This is a genomic window from Burkholderia cepacia (genome assembly GCF_001039005.1).
GTDB classification, from domain to species: domain Bacteria; phylum Pseudomonadota; class Gammaproteobacteria; order Burkholderiales; family Burkholderiaceae; genus Burkholderia; species Burkholderia theae.
In genome coordinates, this window is record NZ_LDWR01000113.1 from 1 (window position 1) to 19,626 (window position 19,626).

General features: G+C 67.1%; 16 protein-coding genes and 1 pseudogene. 12 read left to right on the top strand and 5 right to left on the bottom strand.

From position 1 onward, the window contains the following. Window positions 1-74 precede the first annotated feature (74 nt). The 4 genes and pseudogenes from VL15_RS37990 to VL15_RS38005 all read left to right on the top strand — a co-directional run. Window positions 75-359: pseudogene (locus tag VL15_RS37990) on the top strand (ATP-binding cassette domain-containing protein); the annotation flags it as partial. Next, window positions 356-1,753, top strand: coding sequence for an ABC transporter permease (locus VL15_RS37995; RefSeq protein ID WP_048252044.1), 1,398 nt, complete (start codon window positions 356-358; stop codon window positions 1,751-1,753). The pseudogene VL15_RS37990 and the gene VL15_RS37995, both read left to right, overlap by 4 nt. Before the next feature lie 16 nt (window positions 1,754-1,769). Further along, entirely contained in the window at window positions 1,770-2,552 is a 783-nt protein-coding gene (locus tag VL15_RS38000) for an outer membrane lipoprotein-sorting protein (protein ID WP_048252045.1), read from the top strand. A gap of 3 nt (window positions 2,553-2,555) precedes the next feature. Continuing rightward, window positions 2,556-3,818 carry a hypothetical protein gene (locus VL15_RS38005; protein ID WP_048252046.1) on the top strand — a complete coding sequence of 421 codons (1,263 nt, stop codon included), beginning with the start codon at window positions 2,556-2,558 and terminating at the stop codon, window positions 3,816-3,818. 171 nt (window positions 3,819-3,989) lie between these two features. On the opposite strand, the gene VL15_RS38010 is transcribed toward VL15_RS38005, so the two are convergent. Then, on the bottom strand, window positions 3,990-4,523 hold the full coding sequence (locus VL15_RS38010; RefSeq protein ID WP_048252047.1) for a DUF6622 family protein: 534 nt from the start codon (window positions 4,521-4,523) through the stop codon (window positions 3,990-3,992). A 322-nt stretch (window positions 4,524-4,845) separates the two neighbouring features. Between VL15_RS38010 and VL15_RS38015 the strand changes: the two genes are divergently transcribed. The 8 genes from VL15_RS38015 (at window position 4,846) to VL15_RS38050 (ending at window position 14,428) form a co-directional block, all read left to right on the top strand. Beyond that, entirely contained in the window at window positions 4,846-5,919 is a 1,074-nt protein-coding gene (locus tag VL15_RS38015) for a sensor histidine kinase (protein ID WP_048252048.1), read from the top strand. Window position 5,920: 1 nt separating this feature from the next. After that, a complete protein-coding gene (locus tag VL15_RS38020) occupies window positions 5,921-6,652 on the top strand; it encodes a LytR/AlgR family response regulator transcription factor (RefSeq protein ID WP_048252049.1) in 732 nt (243 codons plus the stop codon). Window positions 6,653-6,840: 188 nt separating this feature from the next. Continuing rightward, a complete protein-coding gene (locus VL15_RS38025; RefSeq protein WP_048252050.1) occupies window positions 6,841-7,044 on the top strand; it encodes a hypothetical protein in 204 nt (67 codons plus the stop codon). Between the two features lie 441 nt (window positions 7,045-7,485). Continuing rightward, the gene (locus VL15_RS38030) at window positions 7,486-8,085 is read left to right on the top strand and encodes a LysE family translocator (protein WP_048252051.1); all 600 of its coding nucleotides are present in this window, start codon (window positions 7,486-7,488) and stop codon (window positions 8,083-8,085) included. Window positions 8,086-8,837: 752 nt separating this feature from the next. After that, window positions 8,838-10,454, top strand: coding sequence for a tryptophan halogenase family protein (locus VL15_RS38035; RefSeq protein ID WP_048252052.1), 1,617 nt, complete (start codon window positions 8,838-8,840; stop codon window positions 10,452-10,454). Then, window positions 10,454-11,539 carry a monodechloroaminopyrrolnitrin synthase PrnB family protein gene (locus VL15_RS38040; protein WP_048252053.1) on the top strand — a complete coding sequence of 362 codons (1,086 nt, stop codon included), beginning with the start codon at window positions 10,454-10,456 and terminating at the stop codon, window positions 11,537-11,539. The genes VL15_RS38035 and VL15_RS38040 overlap by 1 nt, the downstream gene beginning before the upstream one ends. Window positions 11,540-11,590: 51 nt before the next feature. Next, window positions 11,591-13,291 (top strand): NAD(P)/FAD-dependent oxidoreductase, encoded by a 1,701-nt coding sequence (locus VL15_RS38045; RefSeq protein WP_048252054.1) that lies wholly within the window; start codon window positions 11,591-11,593, stop codon window positions 13,289-13,291. Window positions 13,292-13,315: 24 nt separating this feature from the next. After that, on the top strand, window positions 13,316-14,428 hold the full coding sequence (locus tag VL15_RS38050; RefSeq protein ID WP_048252055.1) for a Rieske 2Fe-2S domain-containing protein: 1,113 nt from the start codon (window positions 13,316-13,318) through the stop codon (window positions 14,426-14,428). 57 nt (window positions 14,429-14,485) lie between these two features. Here the strand turns inward: VL15_RS38050 and VL15_RS38055 are convergent, their stop codons facing one another. The 4 genes from VL15_RS38055 to VL15_RS38070 all read right to left on the bottom strand — a co-directional run bounded on the left by VL15_RS38055 (window position 14,486) and on the right by VL15_RS38070 (window position 19,552). Continuing rightward, on the bottom strand, window positions 14,486-15,973 hold the full coding sequence (locus tag VL15_RS38055) for an MFS transporter (RefSeq protein WP_063778239.1): 1,488 nt from the start codon (window positions 15,971-15,973) through the stop codon (window positions 14,486-14,488). 83 nt (window positions 15,974-16,056) lie between these two features. After that, entirely contained in the window at window positions 16,057-17,076 is a 1,020-nt protein-coding gene (locus VL15_RS38060) for a cyclase family protein (protein ID WP_048252056.1), read from the bottom strand. Between the two features lie 86 nt (window positions 17,077-17,162). Further along, entirely contained in the window at window positions 17,163-18,443 is a 1,281-nt protein-coding gene (locus VL15_RS38065) for a CaiB/BaiF CoA transferase family protein (protein ID WP_048252057.1), read from the bottom strand. Between the two features lie 344 nt (window positions 18,444-18,787). Then, on the bottom strand, window positions 18,788-19,552 hold the full coding sequence (locus VL15_RS38070; protein ID WP_048252058.1) for an IclR family transcriptional regulator: 765 nt from the start codon (window positions 19,550-19,552) through the stop codon (window positions 18,788-18,790). Window positions 19,553-19,626: the final 74 nt, after the last annotated feature.

Sequence of the window (19,626 nt, forward strand, 5' to 3'; positions counted from 1 at the left end):
CTCCGGCAAGAGCACGCTGCTGAACCTCGTGGCCGGCATCGACCGGCCCGACAGCTCGGACGGGTAATGGCTCGTCCGAGCTGTCGGGCGGCCAGCAGCAGCGCGTCGCGATCGCGCGCGCGCTCGTCACCGAGCCGGCGCTCGTGCTGGCCGACGAGCCGACGGCCAACCTCGACAGCGCGACGGGCGCGGCCATCATCGGGCTGATGCGCACGATGCAGCGCGAACGGGCGACATCGTTCGTCTTTTCGTCGCACGATCCGCAGGTGATCGCCGCCGCCGACGACGTCGCGATGATCCGCGACGGGCGCGTGGTCGAAGTCCGTTCCGTTGCGTCGCGCGAGGAGGCCTGCCAATGAGCCTCTGGGTTCTCGCCTTCCGCAACCTGTTGCGCAATCGCCGCCGTTCGTCGACGACGCTGCTCGCGATGATCGTCGGCCTGACCGCGATCCTGCTGTTCGGCGGCTACGCGCGCGACATCAATTACGGACTCCAGACCAGCTACGTGCGCCAGGGCGGCCATCTGCAGATCCAGCACCTCAACTATTTCCTGTACGGCAGCGGCGACCCCGTCTCGTACGGGATCGGCGATTACGGGAAGGTCATCGATACCGTGCTCGGCGACCCCGAGCTGGCACGCGAGGTCACGGTCGTGACGCCGGTGCTGACGATCAACGGTATCGCCGGCAACTTCGCGGCGGGCGTATCGCGCACCGTCTCGGGCAGCGGGATCGTCGTTGCCGACCAGAACCGGATGCGGCAGTGGAACGACTACGGTTTCGCCGACCGGCCGACGCCCGTCGCGCTGACCGGCAGCGCGCCGAACGCCGCCGTGATCGGCACCGGTGTCGCGCGCGTGCTGCGCCTTTGCGACGCGCTGCGTGTGCCCGGTTGCCGCGATCCGGCCGCCACCGCCCCGGCCGACGCGTCGGACCTGCCCGACGACATCGCGTCGCTCGCGCGGGCCGAGACCGCCGCGAAGCCCGCGCACCCCGCCGGCCTCGCCCGTCTCGAACTGCTGACGTCGAATGCGTACGGCGCGCCGAACGTCGCCGCACTGTCGGTGATCGCGGCGCAGAAGCAAGGCGTCAAGCAAATCGACGACATGTTCGTGCAGGTGCATCTACCGCAGGCGCAGCAACTCGTCTACGGCAGCGGCCCGAATGCGAAGGTGACGTCCATCGTCGTGCAGCTCAAGCACACGGCCGACCTGCCGGCCGCGCGCGCGCGAATCCAGACGCTGCTGCGCACCCGGCTCGCCGGCGAGCCGCTCGAGGTGCTCGGCTTCGCGACGCTCAATCCGCAGTACGGCCAGGTCACCGGTATGTTCGGCGCGATCTTCGGTTTCATCGCGGTGTTGATCGCCACGATCGTGCTGTTTACGGTGGGCAACACCATGAACATGGCCGTGATGGAGCGCACGCACGAGATCGGCACGCTGCGCGCGCTCGGCCTGCGCGGCGCCGGCATTCGCCGCCTGTTCGTCTGCGAAGGCTGCCTGCTCGGCCTGTGCGGCGCGGTCGCAGGCACCCTCCTCGCACTCGCGGCGGGCTTCGCGATCAATCGCGCCGGCCTGCACTGGACGCCGCCCGGGCAGACCGATCCGGTCGCGCTGTCGGTGCGCGTGTGGGGCGAGTTCGGGATGATCGCGCGCTACGCGCTCGGCGTGACGATCGTCGCGACGTTCTCGGCCTGGCTGCCCGCGCGCCGCGCGGCGCGCCTGCCGATCGTCGACGCGCTGCGCTTCGCCTGACCGGGAGACCGACACCATGACATTGCCCATCCGGATCGCGCGCGCCGCCGCGCTGCTGCTGGCGCTCGCCGCCACCGCCGCCGCCGCGGACCCCGCGGCGCAACAGCTGCTCGCGCAAAGCGACGCCGTGCGCAACCCCGACAAGCCGTTCGGCCTGACGACGACCCTGCTCGAATTTCGCAATGGACAGCAGACCGACGCCGAGATACTGAAGGTCTACTCGAAGGCGGACCCGGCGACACGCCAGTTCCGCACGCTGGTGCAGTTCGTCGCCCCTGCCCGCGACGCGAACAAGCTGATGCTGAAGAGCGGCAACGATCTGTGGTTCTACGATCCGTCCAGCCAGGCCAGTGTGCGGATCTCGCCGCAGCAGCGTTTGCTCGGCCAGGCCGCGAACGGCGATGTCGTGACGGTCAACTGGGCGAACGACTACGACGCGTCGCTCGCCGGCGAGGAGGACGTGGCGGACGGCGAGCACCAGACCCGGCACTGCTACCGGCTGCACCTGACGGCGCGCGCACCGGATGTCACGTATCACGCGATCGACCTGTGGATCGCGAGCGACACGAAGCGGCCGGTCAAGGCGCGCTTTTTCGCGGCGAGCGGCAGCGTGCTGAAAATCGCGTACTACCGGCACTACCAGGATCAACTGGGCGCGGCACGGCCGACGGAGACCGTGATCATCGACGGCCTCGATCCCGGCTGGGTCACGGTGATGCGCTACTCGGACTACGCGTGGCGCGACATTCCCGACGCGTGGCTGCAGCGCGCGTACCTGTCGCGCTTCAAGGCCGACTGAGCGATGGCGCGATCCCGGGTCGCGGCGCTGGTCTGCGCGGCAGGCCTCGCGGCCACGCAGCCCGCGCTCGCGGCGGACGACGCGGACGGCGACGCGCTGCGGCTCGCCGACACGGCGACTGCCGCGCCCGTGACCCCGAGCAACTGGCGCGGCACGTTCGAGGCGGCCGTGGCCAACTACACGGCGGCGAGCCAGACCGGGCCCGTGACGCTCGACGACAACGCGCGCGTGTCGAACACGCTGTCGTACGACGGCACGTTCGGCAACTGGCGGGGGATCCTGTCGAATCGCTTCGATGCGGGATGGCGCGCGGGCACGTCGCAGTACAACGCGGTCGACACGCTGAAGCAGGCCTACGTGAGCTGGCAGGCAAGCCCGAACGCGATCGTCGACGTCGGCCGCGTCAACCTGCGCGAAGGCGTCGCGTCGGGCTTCAATCCAACGGACTTCTTCAAGGCCGGCGCGCTGCGCTCGGTGGTGTCGATCGACACCGAGAGCCTGCGCGAGAACCGCCTCGGCAGCGTGATGGCGCGCGGGCAGCTGCTGTGGAACGGCGGCTCGGTCACCGCGCTGGTGTCGCCGCGGCTCGACACGCACCGGAACGACGCGACCTTCAATCCCGACCTCGGCGCGACGAACGCGCGCACGCGCTACATGCTGAGCGGATCGCAGCGCCTGTTCGGCGATTTCGCGCCGCAGTGGCTGCTGTACGGCGGCGAAGGCATCGCGCCGCAGCTGGGCCTGAACGCCACCACGCTGATCGACAACTCGACGGTCGGGTTCCTCGAATACGTGATCGGCCGCGGCAGCGCGACCGCGGACTTCTCGCAGGCTTCGTCGTCATGGACCTCGAAGCTCGCGACGGGCGTCACCCATACCTTCGCGAACAAGCTGTCGCTGACGCTCGAGTACGACTACGACGGCGCCAGCGCGAGCGCCGCCGCCTGGCGTGCGCTACAGGGCGACCCGTCGCGATACTGGCGCTATCGCGACACGGCGAGCGTCGCGCAGGAGCTGATGACGCGGCACTCGCTGTTCGTCTACGCGTCGATGCCCGACGTCTTCGTCCAGCATCTGGCGCTGGCCGCGATGGCGCGCTACAACCTCGACGATCACAGCTATTTCACATGGCTCGAGGCGCGCTATCACTGGCCGCGCACGGACTTCGCCGTGCAGTGGCAGAGCAACCACGGCTCGGCGCGCAGCGTCTACGGCGGGCAGGCGCAAAGCGAGATCGTGCAGGGGATCGTGACGTTCTTCTTTTGAGCGGGCGGTGGCCGCGGCGATGCGCGGCCTGACGGCGCCGGGGATCGAGGCCGACGGACAGGTCGCTTCATGGCGCGGCAAGCGAATCGCCCGGCGCAATGCGTCGGGCGCGGAAGGAGATCGCGGCGCGAGGGCCGCCCTCATTGGCGACCGTGCCGGTTCAGCGCCGGTTCAGCGCGACTCGAACGCAGGCGCGGCGCCTTCGTCGGACGATCCGTTCGCATGACGGATGCAGCGCGTGACCACGTTGATCGCGCGTCCGAGCGGCATGCCGACGAGCAGGCCCCAGACCGCGAACGACAGGATCGCAAAGGTTCCGGTGGCGGCCCACGGCCGCGACGTGGCAATCGCGTAATGAATGAACGTCTCGGCGACGAAGGTCATGAGCAGCGTGACCAGCAGGCTCGCGTCGCCGGGCAGGCGCACGAGCATGCCTTCGGGCCCGGTACGGAACTGCAGCCGCCAGCGGCGCGCGTGGAACCAGCCGCCCGTCGCGCCCAGCACGAGCGCGGCCAGCGCGGCCGCGTAGGCATCGCCCCCCGCCCGCGGAAACAGGTGGCCGAGGCTCGACAGGCCGAGCCCGACGAACACGATCGGAAACAGGATCGGACGCACGGGCCGGACTTCGCGCGCGAAGCAGCGCTTCACGCCGATATAGACGAGCACGCAGAACAACACGTAGACGTATGACGGGAGATGTTGCATGGGGTACCTGTTCGGAAGCGCCGCGCGCGGCGGATATGTCGACGACTATAGCGGCCGGAAGGTGCGCCTGCCGCGCTATGCGATGAACGGCGGGAATCGGCCGATGAACGGCGCCTGCGTCCGGTGAATGTCCGTGCGGGGCCGCTTCGTCGTCGCGCCGGCCCACGCGCGCTGCTGCATTGCAACAGCCCGACGGCGCGGCACATCCCCGCCGGGCGCCTGCGCGAATCGAAGCCGTCGCGCAGGCGTCGCGGCCGATCGCCGGTGGTGACGCCGCCGCGAATTACGTTACCATCTCCGCTATCCGTACTCGCTCGCTGCCATGCAAAGCAGGCTCCTCCCATTCCTGTCGTCCGCGCCGCATGTCGGCCCCGCCCATCGAGGCCGATCGCTGCTGGGCCTCCTTGTTTTCAACACCGGTGTCGGACTGATCTTCTGGGCCACCCGCCGCAACGAGGCGCTGCTGCCGTATCTGGTCGTCGCGAACGGTATCGGTTTCAGCGCGATGCTGCTCAGCGTCGCCGCCGACAGGCTCGTGCGCGGCAAGCTGGCGCTGGTGCCGAAGATCCTGATCGTCGCGCCTGCCAGCGTGTTCATCGGTTTCGAGATCGCGGCATCGACGATCGGGCACGTTCCGCACCTGATCGGACATGCGGGTATCAAGGTATGGCTGGCCTACGGTTCGTCGTTCGTTATCGCCGGTGCGGCCTGCGCATTCGTCTCGGTGTTCGTGCAGGCAGCGCGCATGCGCGCGTCGCTCGAAACGCAGCGGCGCGAGGCCGCCGAGGCGCGCCAGGCCGAAACGGCCGCGCGGCTCGCGCTGCTGCAGGCCCAGATCGAGCCGCATTTCCTGTTCAATACGCTGGCCAACGTGCAAAGCCTGATCGAGCGCGATCCGACCCGCGCCACGACGATGCTCGACAGCCTGAACCGCTATCTGCGCGCGAGCCTGAGCCGGACGCGCGAGGCCACCTCCACCCTGGAGGAAGAACTGGAACTGGTCGAGGCGCTGCTGAAGATCGCGACGATCCGGCTCGGCGAGGAACGCCTGCGCTATGCGATCGACGTGCCGGCCGCGCTGCGGGCCTTGCCGCTGTCGCCGCTCCTGCTGCAGCCCCTCGTCGAGAACGCGCTGCTGCACGGCATCGAGCCGTCGGTCGACGGCGGCGAAGTGCTCATTCGCGGCACGCGCAGCGGCGACCTGCTCGTCCTGAGCGTGAGCGACACGGGCGTGGGACTCGGCAACAGCGGCACGAAGCTGCACGGCGGCGTGGGGCTCGCGAACGTTCGCGCGCGGATGATCAGTCTTTATGGCGAGCGCGGCCGCGTGTCGGTCGGCGCGAATGCCGACGCCATGCGGGGCGTGACCGCAACCTTGCAGATCCCGATTGCCTGATATGCCGACCGCCCTGATTGCCGACGACGAACCCAACCTGTCCGCGGAGCTTGCCGCGCGCCTCGCGCCGCTGTGGCCGGAACTCGAGATCGTCGGGATGCCCCGCAACGGCGTAGACGCACTCGCCGAACTGAATGCGAAGCGCCCGGATTTCGCGTTCCTCGACATCCGGATGCCGGGTATCGATGGCCTGAAAATCGCGAGTCTCGTGCCGCACGTGCACATCGTGTTCGTGACGTCCTACGACGAGTATGCGGTCCAGGCGTTCGACCAGTCGGCGATCGACTATTTGCTGAAACCGGTGACCGACGAGCGCCTGCTGCGCTGCATCGTCAAGCTGCAGCGCGGCGGCCCGGCGCCCGCCGACACCGCCCTGCTGGCGCACGCGCGCGAGCAGCGGGATGCCGCGCCGATCCGCTGGCTGACCGTGGGCCTCCGGGACACGACGCGGCTCGTGTCGGTGGACGAGGTGCTGTACTTCCAGGCCACGGACAAATATACCGAGGTCGTGACCGCGGGCGAGCGGCACGTGATCCGCACACCGCTCAAGGACATGCTGCAGCGGCTCGATACCGAACGCTTCGCGCAGGTGCATCGCGGCGTAATCGTCGCCTATGCGGCCATCGATCACATCGAACGCGATCTGCTCGGCCGGCTGCGTATCCATTTGCGCGGGAACAGCGACGTCCTGCCCGTCAGCCGCGCATGCGCGGGCCTCTTCAAGCAGATGTGACGCTCGGCGTCCCGTCTCGGCGCATGGCTGCCGAGGCAAACCGGCATGGCGACGTATTTCCGCGTGCAGAGATGATCGTAAAAGATGGATGGGCTACGTTCACCCGTGACGGCGTCGACGTGTGAAACTGCAGCGTGCGCTACGCCGCTACGCACTTCGACGTTCAGTCCGCTCAGGAGGATCTGCCGATGAGCCAGCTTGTTCAGATTGCGCCGGGCGTCGTGTTCTCTGCCGATGTACTGGGTGTCGAGTGGGCGCGCAAGTATCGGCAGACCCACGCACATGTGAGTTCGAGTGAGGATCCGGAACCCGAACACCCGTCGAGCGGAACTGCGCCGGAAAGCACCCCTGCGGCTCCCTCGAGCATGCCGGGCCAGATGTCGTTGTTGTAGGGAGCTATTCGGGCCCGACAGAACTGACGAGTGGGGCTTGGCAATCTGCATCATTGCGTGATCGCGATCTGATCCAAGCATGGTCATCGCAAGCATCGTTCCGACAGACATGACAAGCGTGCACGGGGTACCTTCCCGAAACAACCGAACACACGGCTTTGCACGTTCCAACGCCAAGTCTTTCAAGATGGCATTCCCAAAGCCTGGACCCAATGTTGATAACGCCCGGGCGCAACCGACACCCCGTTTACCTATTGTAAGTGGGTGACTGTGTCCGGCGTTTCAGGGGGCGGTTCCACCCTTGATCGCCGCAAACATGGTTCCTGAGCACCGCTTGCGCTTATTGTGAACGCCAACAGCTGCCCGAATGCAGAATGACTACAACTAATACGACGGGTCGCCCCGACGCGTGGCGACCGTCATCGCCCCCAAGGAAGCAAGATGCCGACATTACAAGCGATGTTGAAGATGGCACTCTACGTTTCGCTGATCCTGGCGACGCCAGGGCCGACCAATACCCTGCTGCTGTCCTCGGGAATCAAGGTCGGCTTCCGGCAATCGTCGCCGCTCCTGGTTGCAGAGGCATCGGGCTATGGCTTCGCAATATCACTGTGGGGGTTCTTCCTGGCGACATTCGCGGCCACACGGCCGTGGCTTTACGATGCGCTGAAGCTGGGGAGCTCGGCCTATATTTTCTATCTCGCCCTGCAGCTATGGAAAAAACCGCACTTTGAAGACATCCAGTCGGGCCCCATCGGCTTTCGCGACATGTTCGTCGCGACGACCCTGAACCCGAAGGCGTTATTGTTCGCCACTGCGATCTTTCCCCCGCAGGCTTTCGTATCGGTTCCGTTCTATCTCTGCTCGATCGCGGTCTTCACGGTGCTCGCCGTCACGATCGGTTCGATGTGGCTGACCATCGGCGGCGTCTTGACGGCGCGCCGGTCCCTGGCCACGCATACCGGAACGCTGCTTCGCGGTGCGTCGGTCGTGCTGTGGATGTTCGCGGGCACGCTGGTGTTTTCCGTGCTCAACCGCTAGCGCCTGTTATGAATCCGTATTCATGCACGATCGCCTCGAAATAAATTCGGTGAGCAGATCAAGACCACCGAAATACGCAAAGGTTGACATCTTTGTTTCGGAAATGGTGACGACCTTATTTACTTCATGTGAGTTCATTCGCTCACTTCTCATTTTTATAAAACAAATTCGCCTACTAACACGCCCCACATAAATAAGCCAATTTCCTTTTTTAAAACAATAAAAAAGTTTGTTGGAAAATATTCTGCCGATATTTTCCTGGATTAAGTATTCCTCTGGATCAGCTGATATTGATATGAAATTTTGCAAGGTATGTCATCGTTAACACTGCTATGGTGTATCGCAGAGGTGACGTGCACGGTATGACAAGCCTCGGGAAGCTGACGTTGTCCGAGCATCTCGATGCGCTAATGGCGATTAGCCGTATCGGCAAGCCAATCTGTTGATGCGGCATCCGTTACGCGGTGTGCCGCCGATGCGATGGGTGCCTCGCATTGTTCGATCGTGCTTCCATTTGAACCGAGAGCGGAACAGCCTCGGATAAAACTCCGGGGATACGGGCAAGGATGTCCGGATATTGCGTGAAGGGACGTCCCCCATTTAGCCGAACTTCGCTGCGATTCACTCTGCCTTCCCGGTGTCATGTGTCATGAGGAGTCCGACACGTCATGACACGTACCGGACGAGTTGCGAATTCAGCCCGATAAGGCGGCACTATCCATTCAGGTTTCAAATCCTATGAGAAGCGTGTCATGAGCAACCCGATCAAGAATATCGTCATCGTGGGCGGCGGCACCGCGGGCTGGATGGCCGCCTCGTACCTCGTCCGGGCACTCCAGCAGCACACGAACATTACGCTCATCGAGTCTGCGGCGATCCCCCGGATCGGCGTGGGCGAGGCGACCATCCCGAGTTTGCAGAAGGTGTTCTTCGACTTCCTCGGGATACCGGAGCGGGAGTGGATGCCCCAGGTGAACGGCGCGTTCAAGGCCGCCATCAAGTTCGTGAACTGGAGGAAGTCGCCCGACCGCTCGCGCGACGATCACTTCTACCATTTGTTCGGCAGCGTGCCGAACTGCGACGGCGTGCCGCTTACCCACTACTGGCTGCGCAAGCGCGAACAGGGCTTCCAGCAGCCGATGGAGTACGCCTGCTACCCGCAGCCCGGGGCGCTCGACGGCAAGCTGGCACCGTGCCTGCCCGACGGCACCCGCCAGATGTCCCACGCGTGGCACTTCGACGCGCACCTGGTGGCCGACTTCCTGAAGCGCTGGGCCGTCGAACGCGGAGTGAGCCGTGTGGTCGACGAGGTCGTGGAGGTTCGCCTGAACGACCGCGGCTACATCTCCAGCCTGTCCACCAAGGATGGGCGAACGCTGGAGGCGGACCTGTTCATCGACTGCTCCGGCATGCGGGGGCTCCTGATCAACCAGGCCTTGAAGGAACCCTTCATCGACATGTCCGACTACCTGCTGTGCGACAGCGCGGTCGCCAGCGCCGTGCCCAACGCCGACGCGCGCGTGGGGGTCGAGCCGTACACCTCCGCGATCGCCATGAACTCGGGGTGGACCTGGAAGATTCCGATGCTGGGCCGGTTCGGCAGCGGCTACGTCTTCTCGAGCAAGTTCACGTCGCGCGACCAGGCCACCGCCGACTTCCTCAACCTCTGGGGCCTCCCGGACAACCAGCCGCTCAACCAGATCAAGTTCCGGGTCGGGCGCAACGGGCGGGCATGGGTCAACAACTGCGTCGCGATCGGGCTGTCGTCGTGCTTTCTGGAGCCGCTGGAATCGACGGGAATCTACTTCATCTATGCGGCGCTTTACCAGCTCGTGAAGCACTTCCCCGATACCTCGTTCGATCCGCGGTTGACCGACGCGTTCAACGCCGAGATCGTCCACATGTTCGACGACTGCCGGGATTTCGTCCAGGCGCACTATTTCGCCACGTCGCGCGAAGACACGCCGTTCTGGCTCGCGAACCGGCACGACCTGCGGCTCTCGGACGCCATCAAGGAGAAGGTTCAGCGCTACAAGGCGGGGCTGCCGCTGACCACCACGTCGTTCGACGATTCCACGTACTACGAAACGTTCGACTACGAATTCAAGAACTTCTGGTTGAACGGAAACTACTACTGCATCCTTGCCGGCTTGGGCATGCTGCCCGACCGGTCGCTGCCGCTCCTGCGGCACCGACCGGAGTCGATCGACAAGGCCGAGGCGATGTTCGCCCGCATCCGGCGCGAGGCCGAGCGTCTGCGGACGAGCCTGCCGACCAACTACGACTACCTGCGGTCGCTGCGCGAGGGCGACGCGGGGCGGTCTCGCAGCCAGCCCGGGCCGACGCTCGCGACGCCGGAAATCCTGTAGTGGAGCGCGCCCTGGGCCGAGAATGCGCATTCGCGGCCACGCACGCCGCGGTGGCGGCCTGCGATCCGCTGCGGGCGCGTGCGCTCGTTCTGCAGCTGCCGGGCCTGAACCGTAACAAGGACGTGCCCGGCATCGTTGCCCTGTTGCGCGAGTTCCTCCCGGCGCGCGGCGTGCCCTCCGGCTGGGGCTTCGTCGAAGCCGCCGCCGCGATGCGGGACATCGGGTTCTTCCTGGGGTCGCTCAAGCGGCACGGACACGAGCCCGTGGACGTGGTGCCCGGGCTCGAGCCGGTGCTGCTCGACCTGGCGCGCGCGACCGACCTGCCGCCGCGCGAGACGCTCCTGCATGTGACGGTCTGGAACCCCGCGGCGGCCGACGCGCAGCGGAGCTACACCGGGCTCCGCGACGAAGCGCACCTGCTCGAGAGCGTGCGCATCTCGATGGCGGCCCTCGAGGCGGCCATCGCGGTGACCGTCGAGCTGTACGACGTGCCCCTGCGGTCGCCCGCGTTCGCGCGAGGGTGCGACGAGCTGGCGGCCTATCTTCAGAAAATGGTCGAATCGGTCGTCTACGCTTACCGCTTCATCTCGCTGCAGGTCTTCTACCACGAGCTCCGCCCCTTCTACGAACCGATTCGAGTCGGGGGCCAGCGCTACCTCGGCCCCGGTGCCGTGGAAATGCCCCTCTTCGTGCTGGAGCACGTGCTGTGGGGCTCGCAATCGGACCACCCGGCTTATCGGGAATTCAAGGAGACGTACCTGCCCTACGTGCTTCCCGCGTACCGGGCCGTCTACGCTCGGTTCGCCGGGGAGCCGGCGCTCGTCGACCGCGTGCGCGGCGAGGCGCAAGCGGTCGGCGCGCGGGGCGAGCCCGTCGGGGCCGGGCTGGCGGCCCTCGACCGGGTCTTCGAGGTCCTGCTGCGCTTCCGGGCGCCTCACCTCAAATTGGCGGAGCGGGCGTACGAAGCCGGGCAAAGCGGCCCCGCCATCGGCAGCGGGGGGTACGCGCCCAGCGCGCTCGTCGATCTGCTCACGCTCACGCGTACCGCGCGGTTCCGCCTCCGCGCCGCGTTCGACGAGCGCTGACGCCTGACGCGTGCGGCCCTGTGTTCCATCTCACCAGGAGAACTTGCCCCCATGACTCAGAACAGCCTCGCGAACGGGCGCGACAGCCATCACTTCGACGTGATCATCCTCGGCTCGGGCATGTCCGGCACCCAGATGGGCGCCATCCTGGCCAGACAACAGTTTCGCGTGCTGATCGTCGAGGAGTCGTCGCACCCGCGGTTCACGATCGGCGAATCGTCGATCCCCGAGACGTCTCTGATGAACCGCATCATCGCCGATCGCTACGGCATTCCGGAGCTCGATCACATCACGTCGTTCTACGCGACGCAGCGTTACGTCGCGTCGAGCACGGGCATCAAGCGCAACTTCGGCTTCGTGTTCCACAAGCCCGGTCAGGAGCACGACCCGAAGGAGTTCACGCAGTGCGTGATTCCCGAGCTGCCATGGGGTCCGGAGAGCCATTATTACCGGCAAGACGTCGACGCCTACCTGTTGCAGGCCGCCATCAAATACGGCTGCACGGTCCGCCAGAAGACGAACGTGACCGAATACCACGCCGACAAAGACGGCGTCGCGGTGACCACCGCCCAGGGCGAGCGGTTCACCGGCCGGTACATGATCGACTGCGGAGGTCCCCGCGCGCCGCTCGCGACCCAGTTCAAGCTCCGCGAAGAGCCGTGTCGCTTCAAGACGCACTCGCGCAGCCTCTATACGCACATGCTCGGGGTCAAGCCGTTCGACGACATCTTCAAGGTCAAGGGGCAGCGCTGGCGCTGGCACGAAGGGACCTTGCACCACATGTTCGCGGGCGGCTGGCTCTGGGTGATTCCGTTCAACAACCACCCGCGGTCGACCAACAACCTGGTGAGCGTCGGCCTGCAGCTCGACCCGCGTGTCTACCCGAAAACGGACATCTCCGCACAGCAGGAATTCGACGAATTCCTCGCGCGGTTCCCGAGCATCGGGGCGCAGTTCCGGGACGCCGTGCCGGTGCGCGACTGGGTCAAGACCGACCGCCTGCAATTCTCGTCGAGCGCCTGCGTCGGCGACCGCTACTGCCTGATGCTGCACGCGAACGGCTTCATCGACCCGCTTTTCTCCCGGGGGCTCGAGAACACCGCGGTAACCATCCACGCGCTCGCGGCGCGCCTCATCAAGGCGCTGCGCGACGACGACTTTTCCCCCGAGCGCTTCGAGTACATCGAGCGCCTGCAGCAGAAGCTGCTGGACCACAACGACGACTTCGTCAGCTGCTGCTACACGGCGTTCTCGGATTTCCGCCTGTGGGACGCATTCCACCGGCTGTGGGCGGTCGGTACGATCCTCGGGCAGTTCCGGCTCGTGCAAGCCCACGCGCGGTTCCGCGCGTCGCGTAACGAGGGCGACCTCGATCACCTCGACGACAACCCGCCGTACCTCGGGTACCTGTGCGCGGACATGGAGGGGTACTACCAGTTGTTCAACGACGCCAAGGCCGAGGTCGAGGCCGTGAGCGCCGGGCACAAGCCGGCCGACGAGGCCGCGGCGCGGATTCACGCCCTCATCGACGAACGAGACTTCGCCAGGCCGATGTTCGGCTTCGGGTACTGCATCACCGGGGCCAGGCCGCAGCTCAACAACTCGAAGTACAGCCTGCTGCCGGCGATGAAGCTGTTGCACTGGACGCAAACCAGCGCGCCGGCAGAGGTGAAAAGGTACTTCGACTACAACCCGATGTTCGCGCTGCTCAGGGCGTACGTCACGACCCGCATCGGCTTGGCGCTGAAGTAGTCGGCCGGCTCCGGAACGAAAACGATGAACGACGTTCAATTGGATCAAGCGCGCACCGACGAGCATCCCCTGGGGGCGTACGACGCGACCACGCGCGTGGCCGCGAGCTGGTACGTCGCGATGCGCTCGGACGACCTCAAGGACAAGCCGACGGCGTTGACGCTCTTCGGCCGTCCGTGCGTGGCGTGGCGCGGCGCGATGGGGCGGGCCGTGGTGATGGACCGCCACTGCTCGCACCTCGGCGCGAACCTGGCCGACGGGCGGGTCGAGGACGGGTGCATCCAGTGCCCGTTTCACCACTGGCGGTACGACGAGCAGGGCCAGTGCGTTCACATCCCCGGCCACAGCTCGGCGGTGAGCCGGCTGGAGCCCGTCCCGCGCGGGGCGCGCCAGCCGACCTTGGTCACCGCCGAGCGATACGGCTACGTGTGGGTCTGGTACGGCTCCCCGCAGCCGCTGCACCCGCTGCCCGAAATCGCCGCGGCCGACGTCGACAATGGCGACTTCATGCACCTGCACATCGCGTTCGAAACGACGACGGCGGTCTTGCGGATCGTCGAGAACTTCTACGACGCGCAGCACGCGAACCCCGTGCACGCGCTCCCGATCTCGGCCTTCGAGCTCAAGCTCTTCGACGATTGGCGCCCGTGGCCGGAGGTCGAGCCGCTGGCCCGGGCGGGCGCGTGGTTCGGTGCCGGGATCGACTTCACCGTGGACCGGTACTTCGGACCCCTCGGCATGCTGTCGCGCGCGCTCGGCCTGAACATGTCGCAGATGAACCTGCACTTCGACGGCTACCCCGGCGGGTGCGTCATGACCGTCGCCCTGGACGGAGACTTCAAATACAAGCTGCTCCAGTGTGTGACGCCGGTGAGCGACGGCAAGAACGTCATGCACATGCTCATCTCGATCAAGAAGGTGGGCGGCGTCCTGCGCCGCGCGACCGACTTCGTGCTGTTCGGGTTGCAGACCAGACAGGCCGCCGGGTACGACGTCAAGATCTGGAACGGGATGAAGCCGGACGGCGGCGGCGCGTACAGCAAGTACGACAAGCTCGTGCTCAAGTACCGCGCGTTCTACCGGGGCTGGGTCGACCGCGTCGCCGACGCGACCGCTCGACCGCGCCGCCGCGAGTGAGCGGCGATGCGTGAGTCGGCGGCCGAGACGGCGTGATGAACGTTGCCGCCGCCGTCATTACACCGCCCGATCCCCGGCGCCCTTACGCGGCCCGTCGACACGCCGAGTCGGCAAAACAGCGAGCCCGCGCACCGCCGCCGCGTTCTCGGCGCCCTCCCCGCCGCGGCTCGTGATCTCGTCCAGCGCCCGGTTGTTGGTATACGGCCCGAACACACCGATCGACACCATCACGATCACCATGCTGCCGCCGATCAGCACGAACACCGCCGATACCCCGGCGCGTTCGAGCAGCAGCGCGACGATGAAACTGCTCGCGATTCCCGTCAGGCGGCCGATCGAATGCACGAAGCCGAGCGCGCGCCCGCGGATCTCGGTCGGAAACACTTCCGACTGATACGCGGTGCCGTTGCTCGCGAGCACCGTATTGGACAGCGTGACGAGCAGACCGAACGCGATCACGAACGGCGCCTGCGCCGACATCGCGAACGCGGTGCCGAACAGCGCGACGCCGAACGCCGACGCGACGATCAGCCATTTGCGCTCGATCCGGTCGGCGAGCAGGCCCGCGACGAACGGCGACACCGGATACGCGAACGCGATCACGAACGCATACCAGAGGCTTTTCGTGACGCTCGCGCCCTGCGCGGCGAGCAGCGTCGGCAACCACTGGCTGAAGCCGAAGAAGCCGATGCTCAGGAATGCATTGAACACGATCAGCATCGCCGTGCGGCCGCGATGTTGCGCATCCCACATCGACGGCGTGCGCTGCGGGGCCGAGGCAGCCGCGGCCGGCGCCGGGACCTCGGGCAGCGGCCGGCCGGATTCCCGCTCGACCGCCTGCTCGAGACGCTGCAGCACGGCTTCGGCCTCAGCCTCGCGGCCGTTGCGGGCGAGCCAGCGCGGCGACTCCGGCAACCGCGACTGCAGCCACCAGACGACGACCGCGCCGCTGCCGCCGAGCAGCACGACCCAGCGCCACCCGGAGATCCCGAGCGGATCGTGCGGCACCCACAGCCACGACACCAGCGCGAGCACGGGCATCGCGAGATAACCGACCGCGAAGCACAGCGCGAACGCGCGGCCGCGCACCGCCTTCGGCACCAGCTCGGTCAGGAACGCGCCGATCGTGATCAGCTCCGCGCCGATGCCGCAGCCCGCGATGAAGCGGCACACGAGGATGCCGAGCGCATGCGTCTGCACGCACATCGCAAGGCTCGCCGCCGTATAGAGCAGCAGCGCGCCGGTGAACAGCGCGCGCCGCCCGAAGCGGTCCGCGAGGCGCGACACGAACATCTCGCCGACGAACAGCCCGGCGAATGTCGCCGCGCCGAGCGCGCCCTGATCCGACATGCCGAGCACGCCGTGCGAGCCCGCATGAAAGATGCCGTCGCGGATCAGCCCCGGCGGCAGGTAGGTCATCTGGAACAGGTCGTAGACCTCGAAAAACCCGCCGACGCTCAGGAACAACACGAGCGTCCAGATGCTGGCCGTCGCGGGCAGGCGGTCGATGCGCGCGGCAATCGACGCCGCATGGGAATGGGACATGGCGACTCCTCGATGATCCGCCCGCGCGGCCGGCGCGAAGCGGCGGACAAGGCGCCGGCGCGGCGTGCGCGCGGCGCCGGCGTTCAGACGGTGGCGACCGGGTTGACCGGCGACCCGACTAGCCCGCGCAGGTGCAGCGGCGGCGCGGTGAGCAGGAAGCGGTTGCGCCGGTGCGCACGCAACCATTCGGCAAGCGGCGTCAGGTGCCACAGCTCGCCGAGATGAATGCCGAGCTTGAACAGGCACAGCTCGTGCAGCGGCATCAGCGCGCCGGGCCGCTCGCGCGCCGACGCATGGCGCGGGCGCTCCTCGATCGCGTGGTTGTCCGCGGCGAGTGCCGCGAGCCCCGATGCGGCGATCCATTCGAGCAGGCGCGGGTCGTTGCCGTCGAGCACGCAGCACAGGTCCGGCGCACCCGGCTCGCCACGCGCGTCGGCGTCGAGCAGACGATCGGCGAAGCCCGTGTGCACGCACACGATGTCGCCGCGCTCGACGACCACGTCGTCCGCGCGCAGCACCGCCATCCATTCCGCGTAGCCGATCTTGCGCCGCTCGTCGCCGAAGTGACGGCGCAGGTCGACCAGCACGCCGCGCCCCTGCACGCCGGTTTGCGCCATCACCTCGATGCCGAGCGCTCGCGCACCGCCGCGCGGCGCGCCCGCTTCGGGCACGTGGATGTGCTCGTCCATCCGGTAGCCGTTGTAGAACACGCGGGCTGGCTCGCCGTCACCCGCCGGATCGAACAGCGAGCCGACGTGCGACAGCGCATCCCATTGCGTCGAGAACTGCGAGTGCATGCAGAACGAGTCGTCGCAGACCACATCGGTTGCGTTCGCAACCTGTTCGTCGGCCCGATAGCCGAAGTACGGCTTGTCGCCCAGCAGTGCCGGCATGATCGCCGGCGGCCGGCGCCGCGCGTTCAGCCCGCCGCCACGCGGCACGTCGAGAGGCAGGCTCAGCGAAAACACGCGGCCTTCGCGCACCTCCGCGACGCCGCGCAGCACCGCGTCGGCCGTCAGCCAGTTCAGGCGCCCTTTCTGATCGTCCGGGCCGAAATCGCCCCAGTTCGAGCCGGGCGGCCGATGGGTCCAGCGTGGTTTCATGGTGTCTCCTCCATGCCATATCCAGGATGTGGCGGCAGGCGCGCACGGCCGTCCTTCGCGGCCCTGTCGCGCCCGAGGTTTCGCGCCTAGCGCGTGCGGATCACGCCCAGCCCGGCGAGCCGCTCGTATTCGTGTTCGCCGAGCAGCGGCAGCAGGATCTCGCGATTGTTCTCGCCGAGCGCGGGCGCCGGCCGGCGGAACGTACCGGGCGTGGCCGACAGGCGCGGCGTGATGTTGTGCATCGGCAAGCTGCCGACGTCGTCGTCCGGCAGCTCGACGAGCGCCTCGCGTTCGATCACATAGTGATCCTGAACGATCTGCGCGATGTCCTGGATCGGCCCGACCGTCACGCCCGCTTCTTCGAAGAACGCGAGATTGGCGTCGAGATCGCGCGCGGCGATGAATTCGCCGACGATCGCATCGAGTGCCTCCGCGTGCTGCACGCGCTGCACGTTGGTCGCGTAGCGTGGATCGTCGATCAGCTCCGCGCGGCCGATCGCGCGGAACAGCCGTTCGGCCATCGCCTGCGTCGAGCTCGACAGGCACAGCCACTTGCCGTCGCGGGTGTTATACGCGTTGCGCGGCGCGGTGTTCGACGAGCGGCTGCCGGTGCGCGCCTTGATCTCGCCGGTCATCACGTAGTTCGCGGCGGCCGGCCCGAGGATCGACAGCAGCGGCTCGAACAGCGACACGTCGATCACCTGCCCCGCCGCGCCGTGCGCGTCGCGCGCATGCAGCGCGACCAGCACGGCGAGCGCACCGGACAGCCCGGCCGTCATGTCGCCGAGGAACATCGGCGGCAGCACCGGCTCGCGATCGGCGAAGCCGTTGATCGCCGCGAACCCCGCGTACCCTTCCGCGAGCGTGCCGAAGCCCGGCTTGTGGCGGTACGGCCCCGTCTGCCCCCAGCCGGAGATCCGCGCGATCACCAGTTCCGGCCGGATCGCGAGCAGGTCGTCCGGGCCGAGCCCCATCTTCTCGGCGACGCCGGGCTTGAAGCTCTCGACGAACACGTCCGCGTCACGCACCAGCCGGCGGACGATGTCGATCCCCTCGGGCGCGCGCAGGTCGACGCACACGCTGCGCTTGTTGCGCCCGTACACCTTCCAGTTCGTGCTGATCCCGCCCGCGCCGACCGCGCGCAGCGTATCGCCGCGCTCGCTCTCGACCTTCACGACGTCCGCGCCGAAATCGGCGAGCTGCACGCTCAGCATGTTGCCCGCCATCAGGCGCGACAGGTCGACGACGCGCACGCCCGCAAGCGGTCCCTGCGCGCCGGCGTCGAACGGTTTCGGATGGATCGGGCCGGTGGACGCGCGACGGCGCGCGCCGGCCGCGTGAGCGGCCTGCGGGTCGGGAACGAACATGCTTGTCTCCTGGTTAGGGTCTGCTTACATATGGAACGCACATGCGTTGCCACGAGAACGGCCGCTCGCGAGGCGCGCGACGCCGCGAATACTGGACGTATTCGCAAGGAGCGCAACGCGGCGAGCGGCCGTTCTCGTGGCAACCCCAAATTAAAAAGTTCATGTCACGGGAATGCCCGAAATCGCCCGCATGGCGGCGTCGCTCGTCGCTTGTTTGGCTCGCCAAACGGCCCTCCTCGCTTCTTGCCATGCGGGCGATTTCGGGCATTCGCATGTGCGTTCCATATGTAAGCAGACCCTAGTGTGTCGTTCGATGCGGAGCGCGCGCTCAACCGCGCACGGTGCTACTCGAGCAGCGCGCCGAGCTGGTCGGCCGCGCGGAACGCCGCGCCCGCGGCGGGCAGATCGCCGCCCAGCGCATGCGTCAGCTCGGCGGCGGCCGCCTGCACGCGCGGCAGGTAGTCGGCCAGCACCTTCTTGTTGAAGCGATAGCGCGGCACGCCGAGCGAGATCGCGCCGCTCAGCACGCGGCCGACGCCGAACGCCGGGCACGCGATCGCCGCGCTTTCCGGGTCTCGTTCCGCGATCGACACCGCGTAACCCTGCTCGGCCGTCTTCTCGTAGTCGCCGCCGCGCGTGCCGCTGAACGCGAGCAGCACACGCCCGGCCGCGCCGACGTCGAGCGGGAAGCGGTCGCCCTCGCGCAGATGCGTGCGCACCGAGCGCTGCGCCTGGATGCGGAACAGACACACGCGCTGGTCGCCTTCACGCACGTAGAACGCGGCCGTCTCGCCGGTTTCCGCCGACAGCTTCGACAGGATCGGCATCACATACTCGCGCAGCTGGAACGACTCGCGATACATCATCCCCAGCTGGAACACGGCGGGCCCCAGCACGTAGCGCCCGTCCGGCAGGCGCTTGATGAAGCGGAACTGCTCGAGCGACTCGAACATCCGCAACAGCGTGCTCATGTTGAGCCCCGTCTCCTCGCTGACCTGCGCGAGCATCAGCCCGCCGGGCGCGTTGCCGAACGCCAGCAGCGCGGTCAGCGCGCGGTTGACCGCGGCCACGCCGCCTTCTGCGGGATTGCTTGTCTCCACCTTGCTCATGTCCACCTCGTGCGATGCCGGGCATCGGTGCCGCGCCGTGTTGGCCGGCACCCTAAAAATGAAAGTCACTTTCA